This window comes from Pseudoalteromonas sp. RWi3, from assembly GCF_054960735.1.
Genome location: NZ_JBHNYL010000011.1, coordinates 42,665 through 56,938 on the forward strand (window position 1 = coordinate 42,665; position 14,274 = coordinate 56,938).

Genomic DNA, 14,274 nt, shown 5'->3' on the forward strand with positions numbered 1-14,274 from the left:
GTGAAGGAGAGGTTACATGGAATTGATTATTATCAGTGGGCGGTCTGGTTCAGGTAAATCCGTCGCGCTTCGCGTACTAGAAGATCTTGGCTATTACTGTGTTGATAATATTCCGGTCAATTTACTCCCTTCTTTAGTTCGAAGTGTGTCAGAGAATTACGATAAGATTGCAGTCAGTATTGATGTGCGTAATTTACCCAAAGAACAAGAAGAGTTCAACGACATCCTTGAGTATTTGCCTGGCTTTGCAAATCCAACTTTGTTTTATCTCGATAGTGATGATCAAACACTTATCAAACGCTTTTCTGAAACTCGTCGATTACACCCTCTTTCTATCGATAGTTTGCCGCTTGATTTGGCCATTAAACAAGAAAAAATATTACTTGATGTACTAATAACTCGCGCTGACTTTATCTTAGATACCACTGAGCTCAGTGTGCATCAGCTGGCCGAGTCGATCAGAGAAAAGATTTTAGGTAAAAAAGATAAAACACTGATCATAACATTTGAATCTTTTGGCTTTAAACACGGCATACCTAAACAAGCTGATTATGTTTTTGATGCACGCTTTTTACCTAACCCACATTGGGAACCGGAGTTAAAGCCCCTCACAGGTTTAGACCAGCCTGTAAAAGATTACTTAGCAAGCCACAGCATAGTGCAAAAATTTACTTGGCAAATTCAAACGTTTGTACAAACTTGGTTACCGCATTTAGAGCGAAACAACCGTAGCTATTTGACTATTGCTATAGGTTGTACCGGAGGGCAACACCGCTCGGTATATTTAGCGCAAACCATAGGTGAAAGCTTTGCAATGAGCCATAACAATGTAAAAATTCGCCATCGTGAGCAAGATTGATTTTAAATAGGCCTGTTGTATATGCGTTCAGAAGGTACTTTTTTAATTAGAAATAAATTAGGTTTGCACGCAAGGGCTGCAACGGTATTAGCTCAACTCGCCGTTAAATTTGATGCAACTATCACTCTTTTCCAAGATGATAAGCAAGCAGCAGGTGACAGTGTGTTGGCTTTAATGTTACTTGAAAGCAGCCAAGGTAAAGAAGTAAAAGTTGTGTGTGAAGGGCCTGATGCAGAGCCGGCCCTTAACTCTATTGGCGAACTGATAGAGCAACGCTTTCACGAGCATGAATAGTGCGTGGTCTGTCACTTAAAAGTGCGTTAAACTAACTATGCATATAAGAACTGTAATATATTATTAGTTTTTGACCTACCCTCAGAAATACACATGATATAAGGACACTAATGCCAGAAGCTTTTGAACAAGATTACCCACTACAACAACTAAAACAAGTGACTAAGTCACTTAATAGTGGTCAATTTGTTCAAGTTAGGCGCATGCTGGCAAAAACAGCGCCGTGTGATACAGCTCTTCTCCTTGAATCTTCCCCTCATAAAATAAGAACTCTACTATGGCAACTTGTTGATCCAGATGTCAGAGGTGATGTTTTAGAAGAACTTTCTGAAGACGTACGCCTTGGGATCATAGCCCAAATGGAGCCTGAGCATATTGCTGCGGCGACAGAGGACATGAGCCATGATGATTTAGGGGAAGTATTACGTAGCTTACCAGAGACCGTCTATCAAGACGTTGTTGGCGCTATGGATAGCCAAGATAGAGAGCGGGCGACCCAAGCCCTGTCCTATCAAGAGCGTTCTGCCGGCGCACTAATGAATACCGATACGGTAGCCATCCGCCCCGATGTTACTATCGATGTAGTATTACGTTACTTACGTTTACGTGGCGAACTACCTGAAGGCACCGATGACTTATACGTCGTTGATAAACATAATTGCTTTTTAGGGGCTATGTCACTTACAACTTTGCTTACCAATCCACCTGATAAAATAATTCGTGATTTAATGGACGAAGATTGCGAATCTATTTCAATCGCCATGGATGAAAGTGAAGTTGCCCAACTATTTGAAAGGCACAACTGGATTTCGGCACCTGTTGTTGACGATAACGACCACTTGTTGGGACGTATTACAATCGATGATATTGTTGATGTAATTCGTGAAGATGCTGAACACAGCCTTCTAAGTATGGCGGGTCTTGATGACGAAGAGGATACCTTTGCTCCCGTACTAAAAAGCTCTAAAAAGCGTTCAATTTGGCTTGGTGTGAATTTACTAACAGCATTGTTGGCTGCGATTGTGGCTAGCTTTTTTGAAAACACCTTAGCCATATTACCGATTCTCGCAGTACTTAACGGTATTGTGCCTTCAATGGGTGGAGTTGCGGGTAGCCAAACATTAACACTGGTGATTCGTGGTATTGCTGTAGGACATATAAATCAGACAAACCAAAGATTCTTGCTATTAAAAGAGCTAGCAATCGGTGCTATTAATGGCATGGTATGGTCTATATTAATTGCCGGTGTTGTTGCACTGTGGCAGTGGGACTTCAAGCTTGGTGGCGTATTAGCATTTGCTATGTTTATGAATTTAGTAGCGGCAGGTATTGCGGGAGCAAGCATTCCATTACTACTGAAAAAAATGAAAATAGATCCTGCACTTGCAGGCAGTGTGGTATTGACTACAGTTACCGATATCGTAGGTATTTTCGCCTTTTTAGGCACTGCGACTTGGCTACTTATTTAGGTTCTAGGTTCTAGGTTCTAGGTTCTAGGTTCTAGGTTCTACGAAGTCTTACAGAGGCATAATAAGAAGTTCTCATAAGTGCATGCTCTCAATAATATAAGCATGCACTTATGATTTGTTAGATACCATCCTAGTTATCTCCTTATTATCCATGTGAAAACACTGCATCATCCATTGATATATCCTAAACCTCCTGCCCACTGACTCCTATGTGGATTTTATCATTCCTTGCTCACATCCATCGTGAATAGTTTCAATCCTTGCTCACATCCATCGTGAGTAATCTCAGTCCTTTTTCACGTCCATCGTGAGTAATTTCAGTCCTTTTTCACGTCCATCGTGAGTAATTTCGGTCCTTGCTCACATCCATCGTGACAACTTCAATCCTTGCTCACTTCCATCGTGACAGCTTCAATCCTTGTTCACGTCCATCGTGACAACTTCAATCCTTGCTCACGTCCATCGTGACAACTTCAATCCTTGTTCACGTCCATATTGAATAAATTCATTCTTGCGAACTATTCATTAACTGCTTCCATTGCTTTAATGACCATAACAATCTAGGGCTATTTACATTATCCGCTTGAGCCGTTCCTTGTTCTTGTTTCATAATCCCTCCTTGATAGAGCAAATTGACCAACGTTATATTTAGCGTCTTGCGATGATGTATATCGCATGAATTAAGCCAGGAATATAACCTAGTAGTGTTAACAAAATATTAATCCAAAAATGCGCACCTAGTCCAACTTGAAGAAACACGCCAAGTGGTGGTATCAGCACCGATAAAATAATACGAATTATGTCCATTATTCTCACTCCTTGAAGATTCTATTAGAAAGCCCAGCGGAGCTGGGCATTCACTTGCTAATAATTATTCAGCGATAATTGTTAGCTCATCAACTACGTTATGAACGTCTTCCGCATTCTTTGCAATATTGATTGCAAGTTGCTTTTCAGCTTCAGATTCAACAGTACCCTTTAAGGTTACAACGCCATTATCTGTATCAACGTCAATATCTGTGCCGTCTACTTCTGAGTTAAATAAATAACGTGTAGTAATTACAGTGCTTATCTTGGCATCTGTTAAATCACTTTCTGTGTCATTCATATCAGACTTCATATCTTTTCTATGCATATCTGGATTTTTTACGACAGATAATTCGTTGTCGACATCGCTAACACCATCAAGGCTCAGCACAAGCTCTTCAGCAAGTTCCTTATCTAAGTCACTGTCTACTTTACCTGTTAAAATAACCTTGCCGTTTTTCACGTCTGTGTTGATGTCAAAGTTGTTAAGGTTTGTATTCATTAATAAAACCGTTTCTGCCTTACCATCAATCCAAGCATCTTTACTTTCATTTTCCCAGCTGCTTGCTTGTGCACCCATTGCTGTAGTACCAAGAACTAAAGCTGCAATCATAGATTTGTTAAATGTTTTCATAATCTTTCTCCTTTTGATTAAAGACACTTTAGTTAATGCGAACATCAAGCCAACTTTTTAAACATTATAAATCAATAACTTAACATGAAAAGTATTATACCTTGTTTTTATACTTGGTAATAAATTACATGCAGCTCGGTAATTTGTTCTGACCTGTGTAGATTTCGCCATTTAGTCGCAATTCTCATTAATCTGTCGTTAATATTACTAAACACAAATCACTTAAATAAAATTAACATACTGATTTTATTAATATTATATTCTGGCCTAAGCTTTGCTTAATAAAGTTAACTACCAAAATAAACGTGTAAAAAGGGAACTACCATGCCAGTTAAAGTTGAAGATCGCCCTATTGATCAAGTACGTGAACAAGTTATCGACCAATTGATCTATAACTACAGCCACGGAGTTATCTCTGCAGAAGCCTTTGAACGTCGTTTAGATCAAGCAATGGAAGCAACAGATAACGCTGTATTAATAGAATTAGTAAGCGATCTTGAGTTAACAACAGATACCCAGTATCAAAGTGAAAAACGCGCACAGTTTACGCCAAACTATAGTAACCAAAGTCAAAGTGACACACTGCACCTGAAGAGCATTATGGGTTCAAATGAACGTAGTGGTCAGTGGGTTGTGCCAAAAGAGATTCACTTAACCAACCTGTTAGGGTCGATAGAACTGGACTTCACGGATGCTATATTTCAACACCAACATATCACACTGCATGTTAACTGTTTGCTAGGAAGTGATGAAATCTACGTACCAGAACACGTCAATGTAGTATCAAAAATGTTTAGTGTTGTCGGCAGCGTAGAAAATAAATCAGTATCGCTTAATAAACTACATGGCCCAACAATTACCATTGAAGGTAAAGTCATTCTTGGCTCGGTAGAAATAAAAGTTAAACGCACTATTAAAGAAAAGTTCGTATCCTTTGCCAATAGCTTAAAAGCAAGCTGGAATGATATGAATAAGTATTAAGCCTTAGGCGCTCAAAAAATAAGTAGGTGTTAGTTAAACCCGACACCTACTCTTGCCTTATTGATCGTTATTGCGTTGTGCTGGTATATCACTAAGATACTCAACAAACTCCACCTCAAACCCCGCAGGGTCAATAAAGTATACGTTTTTACGATATGGATTTTCTGCTCCAGGCTTATCTATGCTATAACCTGCTTGCTCTAAGCGCATAATTACCGCGGCAATATTATTGGTAACATAAGCAAAATGCGCCAACCCTACTTGATGACCAGTTAAATCTCGGTTCTTATGTTCGCCATTGTCACTCAAAGCTAAATAATGATAATCATCACCAAAGTGTAACCATTGTCGTGGCTTACCATGCCAAGTACCTTGCCCTTTACTTCTAATGTACCAATGCGGAAACGCCGCTTTGTAAAAGTGCAGCATTGCCTCAACATCATCAACAACTAAATTCACATGCTCTAAGTACATAATAAAATTCCTTTATTTAAGTGATTAAAGCCAGCTTAAAACCTAAAGTTAAGTTGAGGTAAAGTGTTTTTTACAATAAATTTTATAAGTAAAAGATATTAGAATAGAGGCACTAGGTTTTAGGGCTCTAGTACCTAGTCACTTCCCTAACACCTAGGATAAATAACTAAAATATTTTGCACAAAGAGAAGACAATGAGGGTAAATGAGAAGAAAAAGGCACAGGCTAATTGCACCTTGATCATTGTCACTTACCTAATACCTTTTCCCTTTAACCTCTTAAGCGCAGCGCCTCTTAACCTCGGTGTGAATTAATCACTTATAAGCTTCAATCAGCTTCCCGCTACTTGCATTTCTTCTATCAGTACTGAACCTGTTTGAATACCGCCACGGCGTTCTATATCACCACCTAAACCGACAATTGCTTTAAACATATCCTGTAATTTTCCGGCAATGGTTATTTCACTCACAGGGTATTGTATTTCACCATTTTCAATCCAAAAACCAGCTGCACCGCGAGAGTAATCACCCGTTACAGTATTAACCCCCTGCCCCATTAGTTCTGTCACTAATAAACCTGTGCCCATGGTTTTTACTAACTGTGCTAAGTCTTGGTGAGTTTGCTCAACAAGCCAATTATGAATACCACCAGCATGACCTGTCGGTGTCATGTTCATCTTGCGAGCTGCATAGCTGGCTAATAAATAAGTTTGTAATTCACCACCCTGAATAATTTCACGGTCAATGGTCTTTACACCTTCGCTGTCAAAAGGCGTAGACGCTAAGCCTTTTAACAGATGTGGGCGCTCTGCAATATTAACGCAATCGCTAAATACTTTAGTACCAAGACTATCCATCAAAAAGCTTGATTTGCGGTATAAAGCACCACCACCAATGGCTGACACTAAGTGACCAAATAAGGAATTAGCGATATCAGCTCTAAAAATCACCGGCACCTTCATGGTACCCAGCTTTTGGCTGTTTAATTTTGCTAAAGTTTCACTTGCAGCTTCAAGTCCTACGGCCGCGGCATCTTTTAAGCCACTTTGCTCACGAGAAACCGTATAAGCTGAATCACGTTGCATTTGCTCACCATCTTTACCAATAACCATGGTGCTTATACTGTGACGCGTGCGCGGATAGCCTGCTATCAAGCCATGGCTATTGCCATAAACCCGCAAACCTTGGTGAGATGAAAAACTTGCACCGTCTGAATTAACAATGCGCTCATCGGCATTGAGTGCAGCTTGCTCCGCACTATGGCAAAGCTCAATACCCTGCTCCGGGCTAACATCCCACGGGTGATATAAATCAAGATCTAACGGTGCAAACTCTAATAGCTCTTTATCTGCCACGCCATTATGCGGATCATCTGACGTAAACTTTGCAATATCTATGGCTTTTTCAACAACAGTCCGTAACGTTTTAGGGTTTAAATCAGCCGTTGAAGCAGACCCTTTATGATTACCCACGTACACACTAATTCCTAAACCGCCATCTTGGTTAAATTCGATCGTTTCAACTTCACCCATGCGCGTACTTACAGATAAGCCTGACGTGCTCGACATGGCCGCTTCAGCACCGGTAGCACCGAGTTTTTTTGCGTGTTCTAACACTTCTGCTACGGCATCTTTTACTTGAGAAATTTGTGTATAAATAGGATCTTGCTGTTGGCTTTTCATGTTATTGGTCCTGAGCGTGTATCACTTACAATATAGTTAAATGCTAACACACCCAGTGCATTGCATCAGCTAATATTAATCATTAAAAGAATCGCGTATAATGAGGTTAGTTAACGACATTATATGAGCACCTCATGGCGAAGAAAAAAGGCAACCCTGCTGAAATTGAAGAAGAAATTATTTACGTATCCAAAAGTGAGCTTAAGCGAGATGCGCAAGAGTTTCATCAACTAGGCTCTGATATTGCCAAAATGGGGAAAAAACAGCGCGAGCGCTTGCCTCTTAATGACGACTTAAAAGCAGCGATGGTAGTTGCAGACAAAATTAGTAACAAAAGTGATGCGTATCGTCGCCACTTGAATTACATCGCAAAAACGTTACGTACAGTTGAAAATATCGATGAAATAAAAGCAATTATCGACATTATGCTGAACAAAAATAACCAAGCTGAAGTCATGATCAAAAAAATCGAGCAATTGCGCAGCGATTTGATCGAGCAAGGTGATGATTTAATCAACCAAACAATTGCAGAATACCCATCACTTGAACGCCAAAAAATGCGTCAGCTAGTGCGTAATGCAGCGAAAGAAGTCAAAGCTGAAAAGCCAGCACGTGGCTATAAAGAGTTATTTCAATACCTAAAAGATAGCATGATGTAACCAGTGCCTAGCGCGTTTATATTACTTATCACTAATAGGCTTAAACACTGCGTTTAAGCCTATTTTGACACTTTATTACAAACCTAAATTATCTTTTATATTTTTCATTTGTTGCTGTAATCGATCATGTATTTCCTCAACCAAGTGACTTGATTCGCTCACCTGCCCCTTCATGTCTTGCATTGACTGACTAAAGTTTTCAAGCAACCTATTTTGCTGCTTTGCAAGCTCCATTGCCTCAAATGCAACCTTATTGGCATCTTGAGCATTATTAGCCACCCCCTCAGAGTTGCGCTTAAGCTCTTGTGCGTTATTAGTTTGTGATTGTGCATCATCCGCTAATGCTGAAATTTGAGTAGACACCATACTGGAGTTTTCACTCAGTAAATTAAGCTGTTCGTTTATATCACTTAATGACCCCTGAGTTTGGCGCGCAAGTTTACGCACCTCGTCTGCCACAACCGCAAAACCTCGTCCATGCTCTCCAGCTCGAGCAGACTCAATCGCTGCATTCAAAGCCAGTAGATTAGTCTGCTCTGCAATTGTACGTATCACTTCTATCACTTGGCCAACATCCTGCACACCACTAAGTAGCTCTTGTAAGCTCTTAAGACCGCCTTCAACACGAGTTTGCGTATTTGAGCTCGCACCTAACATGCTTTGTGCAAATCCCAAGCTTTGCTCCATCGCTGAAAAGGTTTGCTTAGCGTTATCAGCAACTTGACTATTAATGGAGTTAACTTGCTCACCAATTTGCTGTATGTCATGCAGCAATGCTTGATTTTGCTCTACTTGCTGATGGCTACCATGTGTTTGTTGACTAATCGTATTTAGGTTATCACTCATGTCCTGCATAAAGTCATTAATGACCTTGAGCATCTGCGCTCGCTCTTGTGCTTCTACTCGCTGGCGTTCAATTAGCTGGTTAAAGTAAGTAGCGATTTCACCCACTTCAGTTTCTGAGTTTTTACTCTCAATATTTTTAAGCTCGTTTGACTCAATTAAAAATGCAAAACCATCACGCAACTGTCTTAATGGCGCAAGAATTTGTTTGCGCTGAACTAGATAAACGCCGATTGCTAAAATCACCAGCATGCTTATAGCGATTGAACAAACCAAAAATATATGTTTTTTTAATGTAGCCTGTTCAACTTTTAATTGTTTTTCAGCGTTAATAACCGTCTCTGAAAGCAAAGCTGTTTGTTCACGTAATGACTCAATGCCGGCTTGGCGTTGCTCAGCTTGCTCTAATGTACTTGATAAATCTCGTGGGTATCTGTTTGGCCAGCTACTTATTTCTGCTTTTATTTCCTCTGCTAAATCTTCAGCTTCAGCACCAAAAAGCAGCTCATCTTCATCAACCTCACTCATCACACCCAAGTTATCTAGGTTATTAATCTGCTGTGCTATACGATTTAAATTTGCCACGCTTTGGAGCAAGCTATCTTTAGTATCTTGATCAAAGCTAATAATTAATTGATAAGTAAATAATGAAAGTGATGCAACTTCGCTATAGTAGTCACTAGCAAGCACATAATATTCCTCGCTATGAGTCCCTGCTTGGTTTGCCTTATTAGCATAATTAATCAAGGAAGAGGCAGAACCTGCCATTTGGCGTAAGGCGTTATCTAAAAGAGCCGTCTCATTGCCCGATAATTTACCTAATGCCCGGTATTTACCATTAATATCTTGATCAAGCTGAGTAAGTAAAGCTGCTAGTTGTTTCTCTAAGTGACTGGGTAATACGTTAAGATCATTATTCTGTACATCACTGATCAGCTCAGACGCTTTTGTAAGGTACAAACTATCGCCTTTAGCCAGATAGTCTTCAATTACCCCTTCCAGATCGAGCAGAATTTTGTTTTTTAATTGGCTATAAGATTGATCTTGTTGTTCAAGCTTTATTAGGGTTTGACTAGCCCAAAATAATGTAGCCGATAAAAGTATACTTGCAGAGGCAAGTAACACTGCTAAGAGACGGGTAAATGAAGATACGCGCATAAGTTTCCCCTTTGGGTTAATTACGCGTATAGATTATTAAGTATTTATGACGGTTTAATGAAAACCAACATGAAATTACTACATGTTATTCATTTAGCATTTATTTTAAATACTAAAGAATTAGACCATAGCTGCTTTTACATAGACGTCAAAACGGTTCTTCTTGGTTTTAATTTGCATACTAGGTGCTTTGTCATTTAGAAACGGCGCATAATCAGGGCGCTTTACCACAACCCGTTTACTAGCAAGCGGATAAGCAAAATCTAATAAGTTATCCGCATCGGCATCGGCGCCAACAAGATCTTGAAATACGCGCATCTCTTTTTTAACTAACGCTGATTTTTCACGGTGTGGAAACATAGGGTCAAGATAAACAACATCTGGAACGCTCGCACACTGTGCTAGTAAGGTGTGGCTTGAACCAAATACCAAGCTCATGCTTTGCTGCATCCAAGGGCCTATTTCAATGTCATCATAAGCTCGCTGTAAACCATCATAGAGTAACGCAGCCACAACAGGGTGGCGCTCATGCAGAATCACTTTACATCCCAAAGAGGCTAAGACAAACCCATCTCGACCTAAACCTGCGGTAGCATCTAAAACAACAGGGGTTGCCCCTTTGTTTAATCCCACAGCTTTTGCGATTGATTGCCCTTTACCACCACCAAACTTACGTCTATGTGCGGCAGCGCCTGTAACAAAATCAACAGAAATTGCACCTAGCTTTGGTTCATCGGTTTTATATAAGCTCAACCCTTTTTCATCGTAACGCAGCGCAAATCCAGTTTGTTGAGCTGCCCAACTTTCCAGTCCAAAGCGCTGCTCTAACTCGTTAAGATATGTGCGCATTTCTTTAAAAGAACACTGTATAACCAAAATAAACTCCGACCGTGAATAGCGTGCGAAGTATATCAATTGCCACTGCCTATAGCACTAAAATAGCTCAATATCTGTTTGTGAGGTAATGTCCTCTGTGTGCTCTGGCTCTGCTATTTTACTCAGGCTTAAAATTAACTCATTACGAGACTCAATAATATGATTCAGTTGATACTTAATATAAGTTAGCTCTTCGTCTAGTACTGCGAAAGACTGTTGAGTTTGTGCTAATTCCTCAAGTTGTGTTAGTAGTGCTTGATTATCGCTTAACGAAGAATCTTGCTTTATCGTTTCACGCATTTGCTTTAATTGAGTCGCAAGCTTTGCGGTTTTAACATCGCGTGCATCACTATTTTTGTACACCTGTGACGAAAGCTCACTAAATGCATTGCCAATGGTATGGGCTTGCGAGAGCGCTTTCTCATTGACTTCCATATCTTGTATTTTGGCGTTTGTTACTTCTAAAATATGCGGAAATAAATCTTTGAAACGGCCATATAAAGCGGCATCATCCAGTGGCATGTTCTTAATGAGAATAGACACTTTAGGGTAATTAACAATAGTGCGGCTGCTAAAATCAACAAAACGATTTGCATAACGATGTTTTTCTAATAACTCTTGCTCAAGTGGGCACACAGCACCTTTATCACTATAAAATACTCCAAGCTCTTCGTACCAAAATGCAGCAACGACATCTAAGTTTAAGGGTTTGAAAAAATCAAAAAAATAACCTGATAAGGTATCTATATCATGTGCATGATAAGTCTGCCCAACATAGCGCATTATTCGACCCATATCGCCAGAGTCAGTCATTGCAATTTCAGCGGTTATTTGCGCGCGCTCAATATCACTTTTTAATTTTATAGAATGCTGCCGATACTCATACAACACGCGGATCCGCGCAATAAGCTCTTCTGCATTAAACGGCTTAACAATATAATCAGCAGCCCCTGAGTTGTAACCTTTAACGCGTTCTGGGAGTGCACTCCGGCCAGATAAAAACATAATTGGTGTTTCTTTTGTTTGCTCAAGCGATTTGAGCTCTCTACAAACTTCATAACCTGTTTTTCCGGGCATTTCGACATCAAGTAAAATAATATCGGGGTTATACTTTTTTGCTTGCCTGAGTCCTTCATCACCGTTTTTAGCATGTATGATTTTACAAAACCCCGCTAAAGACTCTTCTATAACACGGTGTACGTATTTATCATCATCAATTGCTAAAACCAGTTTTGACATACCTTGCTCCATTATTGTCTCTCACTTAAAAAGCATAGTACGGAGCACTGATTTTGCGATAATTTATTTGTTTTTTCTGCTTTAAAAACAAAAAAGCGCCAGTTCGGCGCTTTTAGTGCTTAATTATGCTTAAGAGGCGATACCGCTATGACGTAAAAGCGCATCTACATTAGGCTCGCGACCACGAAACGCTTTAAATAATTCCATTGGCTCTTCGCTACCGCCTTTTTCCAAAATATTATTTAGGAATGCTTGGCCTGTTGCTGCATTAAAAATGCCTTCTTCTTCAAAGCGTGAAAAGGCATCAGCCGAGAGTACTTCAGCCCACTTATACGAGTAATAGCCCGCGCTGTAGCCACCAGCAAATATATGACTAAAGCCATGTTGGAATCGATTAAACTCAGGCGGCTTAACAACCGATGTATGGTTTCGCACTTGATCTAAACGCGCTTGAATTTGGCATTCTTCATCCACTTTATAATCATTGTGGATTCTAAAGTCGAACAATGAAAACTCAATTTGACGCAGCATTTGCATACCTGAGTTATAATTTTTCGCCGCTAATAACTTATCAAGTAGCTCTTTAGGGAGTGGTTCGCCAGTTTCATAATGACCTGAGATAAAGTTAAGTGCCTCCTCTTCATAACACCAATTTTCTAAAAACTGACTCGGTAGCTCTACAGCATCCCAGGCAACTCCGTTAATGCCAGCAACAGGGGCTGCATCAACTTGCGTAAGCATATGGTGGATACCATGACCAAACTCATGAAATAAAGTAGTCACTTCGTTATGAGTAAACAATGCAGGCTTATCACCCACTGCTTTATTAAAATTACAGACTAAATACGCTACTGGCGTTTGTAACTGGCCACTGGCACGCACTTTACGACCCATACAATCGTCCATCCAGGCGCCACCACGTTTGTGATCACGTGCGTATAAATCAAGATAAAAACGCCCACGTAAGGTATTGCTGCTATCGTAAACCTCAAAAAAGCGAACATCTTTGTGATAAGTATCTACATCAGCCACTTCTTTAACTGTGATACCAAATAAACGATTTACCGTTTCAAATAAGCCCGTTAACACTTTATCGGCAGGGAAATAAGGGCGCAGTACTTCATCTGATATCGCGTACTTTTCTTGTTTAAGCTTTTCACCGTAGTAACCATAATCCCATGCAGCAAGTTCATCGATACCGTGCTTGTCTTTAGCGTAAGCTTGCAGCTCTGCCAACTCTTGCTCTGCTTGTGGTTTTGACTTAGCAGCTAAATCTTCTAAAAATGAGAACACCTGCTCTGGTGTTTCGGCCATTTTAGTTGCCAGTGATTTTTCGGCATAACTTTCAAAACCCAGTAACTGCGCAATTTCGTGACGTAGCGCCAGCTCTTCACTCATAATTGCTGAATTATCAAACTCACCAGCATTTGGGCCTTTGTCTGATGCGCGAGTAACAAATGCGGTATACGTTTCTTCACGTAATTGGCGGTTATCTGCATACGTCATTACGGGTAAGTATGATGGGAAGTCTAAAGTAAATAACCAGCCATCTAAGTCTTTGCTTTTTGCCGTATCGGCTGCAAGTGCTAAGGCCGATTCAGGTAAACCGGCAAGCTCACTTTCGTCGGTAATGTGTTTTTGCCATGCAAGGGTTGCATCCATCACATTATTACCAAACTTAGCCGCAAGCTCTGATAAGCGCGCGCTAATTTCGCCGTAACGCTTTTGCTTTGCAGGCTCAAGGGCAATGCCCGACAACTCAAAATCACGCAGGGCATTGGTAATTGATTTTTGTTGCGCTGTGGTTAGGGTGTTAAATTCTTCACTATTACGCAGTGCGTTGTAGGCGTCGTACAAGCCTTGGTGTTGACCAACAAACGTTGAGTACTCAGAGATAAGAGGTAAACACTGCTCATACGCTTGGCGTAGTTCATCAGAGTTTACTACTGAATTCATATGTGAAACCGGCGAAAACATGCGTGAAAGTTTATCGTCAACTTCTTCAAGCGGTAACACGAGGTCTTGCCAAGTGAACGACTTATTCGCCAACACTTCATCTATCTTTGCACGACATTCATCGATACCCGCTTTAAGTGCAGGGACAACATGCTCAGGCTTAATTTTTGAAAACGGTGGCAAGCCTTCAAGGCCTATTAGTGGGTTATTTTGTAAATCGCTCATGTTAGCTCTCAAATCGTTCCGAATATGAATTTTAAGTTGGGGCACAACACTTGAAATACAAGGGGCTTTTAACGGGTCTTCCATGTGTTATTATCAGATTAAATACGTTTTATATAAAC

General features: G+C 40.3%; 13 protein-coding genes. 5 read left to right on the forward strand and 8 right to left on the reverse strand.

Annotated elements, in window-relative coordinates:
* Positions 1-16: 16 nt before the first annotated feature.
* From rapZ to mgtE, 3 genes are all read left to right on the forward strand, one after another.
* The gene (gene rapZ / locus ACFI4Z_RS14000; protein ID WP_099295314.1) at positions 17-859 is read left to right on the forward strand and encodes an RNase adapter RapZ; all 843 of its coding nucleotides are present in this window, start codon (positions 17-19) and stop codon (positions 857-859) included.
* A gap of 21 nt (positions 860-880) precedes the next feature.
* Positions 881-1,153, forward strand: coding sequence for an HPr family phosphocarrier protein (locus ACFI4Z_RS14005; protein WP_394192810.1), 273 nt, complete (start codon positions 881-883; stop codon positions 1,151-1,153).
* 110 nt (positions 1,154-1,263) lie between these two features.
* A complete protein-coding gene (mgtE, locus tag ACFI4Z_RS14010; RefSeq protein WP_394192811.1) occupies positions 1,264-2,622 on the forward strand; it encodes a magnesium transporter in 1,359 nt (452 codons plus the stop codon).
* A gap of 648 nt (positions 2,623-3,270) precedes the next feature.
* Here the strand turns inward: mgtE and ACFI4Z_RS14015 are convergent.
* A complete protein-coding gene (locus ACFI4Z_RS14015) occupies positions 3,271-3,429 on the reverse strand; it encodes a YqaE/Pmp3 family membrane protein (protein WP_099295317.1) in 159 nt (52 codons plus the stop codon).
* A gap of 64 nt (positions 3,430-3,493) precedes the next feature.
* Complete coding sequence (locus ACFI4Z_RS14020) at positions 3,494-4,063, reverse strand: BON domain-containing protein (RefSeq protein ID WP_462671122.1); 570 nt, start codon at positions 4,061-4,063, stop codon at positions 3,494-3,496.
* A gap of 324 nt (positions 4,064-4,387) precedes the next feature.
* Between ACFI4Z_RS14020 and ACFI4Z_RS14025 the strand changes: the two genes are divergently transcribed.
* Entirely contained in the window at positions 4,388-5,044 is a 657-nt protein-coding gene (locus tag ACFI4Z_RS14025) for a DUF1707 SHOCT-like domain-containing protein (RefSeq protein WP_462671123.1), read from the forward strand.
* 57 nt (positions 5,045-5,101) lie between these two features.
* On the opposite strand, the gene ACFI4Z_RS14030 is transcribed toward ACFI4Z_RS14025, so the two are convergent.
* Positions 5,102-5,518, reverse strand: a complete 417-nt coding sequence (locus tag ACFI4Z_RS14030) for a VOC family protein (RefSeq protein WP_462671124.1) — start codon at positions 5,516-5,518, stop codon at positions 5,102-5,104.
* A gap of 331 nt (positions 5,519-5,849) precedes the next feature.
* Positions 5,850-7,199, reverse strand: coding sequence for a metalloprotease PmbA (gene pmbA / locus ACFI4Z_RS14035; RefSeq protein WP_462671125.1), 1,350 nt, complete (start codon positions 7,197-7,199; stop codon positions 5,850-5,852).
* Positions 7,200-7,333: 134 nt separating this feature from the next.
* Here pmbA and yjgA point away from each other — a divergent pair, with 134 nt between their 5' ends.
* Positions 7,334-7,858 carry a ribosome biogenesis factor YjgA gene (gene yjgA / locus ACFI4Z_RS14040; RefSeq protein ID WP_394192816.1) on the forward strand — a complete coding sequence of 175 codons (525 nt, stop codon included), beginning with the start codon at positions 7,334-7,336 and terminating at the stop codon, positions 7,856-7,858.
* 75 nt (positions 7,859-7,933) lie between these two features.
* Here the strand turns inward: yjgA and ACFI4Z_RS14045 are convergent, their stop codons facing one another.
* The 4 genes from ACFI4Z_RS14045 to prlC all read right to left on the reverse strand — a co-directional run bounded on the left by ACFI4Z_RS14045 (position 7,934) and on the right by prlC (position 14,155).
* Positions 7,934-9,859 (reverse strand): methyl-accepting chemotaxis protein, encoded by a 1,926-nt coding sequence (locus ACFI4Z_RS14045; RefSeq protein ID WP_462671126.1) that lies wholly within the window; start codon positions 9,857-9,859, stop codon positions 7,934-7,936.
* Between the two features lie 120 nt (positions 9,860-9,979).
* Positions 9,980-10,735 (reverse strand): class I SAM-dependent methyltransferase, encoded by a 756-nt coding sequence (locus ACFI4Z_RS14050; protein ID WP_462671127.1) that lies wholly within the window; start codon positions 10,733-10,735, stop codon positions 9,980-9,982.
* Between the two features lie 57 nt (positions 10,736-10,792).
* Complete coding sequence (locus ACFI4Z_RS14055) at positions 10,793-11,974, reverse strand: response regulator transcription factor (RefSeq protein ID WP_462671128.1); 1,182 nt, start codon at positions 11,972-11,974, stop codon at positions 10,793-10,795.
* A gap of 129 nt (positions 11,975-12,103) precedes the next feature.
* Positions 12,104-14,155 carry an oligopeptidase A gene (prlC, locus tag ACFI4Z_RS14060; protein WP_462671129.1) on the reverse strand — a complete coding sequence of 684 codons (2,052 nt, stop codon included), beginning with the start codon at positions 14,153-14,155 and terminating at the stop codon, positions 12,104-12,106.
* Between the last annotated feature and the right edge of the window lie 119 nt (positions 14,156-14,274).

What these genes read in the sequence shown, in the direction of transcription:
- mgtE (WP_394192811.1), top strand. Translation starts at nt 1,264, where the DNA reads ATGCCAGAAGCTTTTGAACAAGATTACCCACTACAACAACTAAAACAA.
- ACFI4Z_RS14005 (WP_394192810.1), top strand. Translation starts at nt 881, where the DNA reads ATGCGTTCAGAAGGTACTTTTTTAATTAGAAATAAATTAGGTTTGCAC.
- ACFI4Z_RS14045 (WP_462671126.1), bottom strand. Translation starts at nt 9,859, where the DNA reads ATGCGCGTATCTTCATTTACCCGTCTCTTAGCAGTGTTACTTGCCTCT.
- ACFI4Z_RS14025 (WP_462671123.1), top strand. Translation starts at nt 4,388, where the DNA reads ATGCCAGTTAAAGTTGAAGATCGCCCTATTGATCAAGTACGTGAACAA.
- ACFI4Z_RS14055 (WP_462671128.1), bottom strand. Translation starts at nt 11,974, where the DNA reads ATGTCAAAACTGGTTTTAGCAATTGATGATGATAAATACGTACACCGT.
- pmbA (WP_462671125.1), bottom strand. Translation starts at nt 7,199, where the DNA reads ATGAAAAGCCAACAGCAAGATCCTATTTATACACAAATTTCTCAAGTA.
- rapZ (WP_099295314.1), top strand. Translation starts at nt 17, where the DNA reads ATGGAATTGATTATTATCAGTGGGCGGTCTGGTTCAGGTAAATCCGTC.
- ACFI4Z_RS14020 (WP_462671122.1), bottom strand. Translation starts at nt 4,063, where the DNA reads ATGAAAACATTTAACAAATCTATGATTGCAGCTTTAGTTCTTGGTACT.
- ACFI4Z_RS14030 (WP_462671124.1), bottom strand. Translation starts at nt 5,518, where the DNA reads ATGTACTTAGAGCATGTGAATTTAGTTGTTGATGATGTTGAGGCAATG.
- ACFI4Z_RS14015 (WP_099295317.1), bottom strand. Translation starts at nt 3,429, where the DNA reads ATGGACATAATTCGTATTATTTTATCGGTGCTGATACCACCACTTGGC.
- prlC (WP_462671129.1), bottom strand. Translation starts at nt 14,155, where the DNA reads ATGAGCGATTTACAAAATAACCCACTAATAGGCCTTGAAGGCTTGCCA.
- yjgA (WP_394192816.1), top strand. Translation starts at nt 7,334, where the DNA reads ATGGCGAAGAAAAAAGGCAACCCTGCTGAAATTGAAGAAGAAATTATT.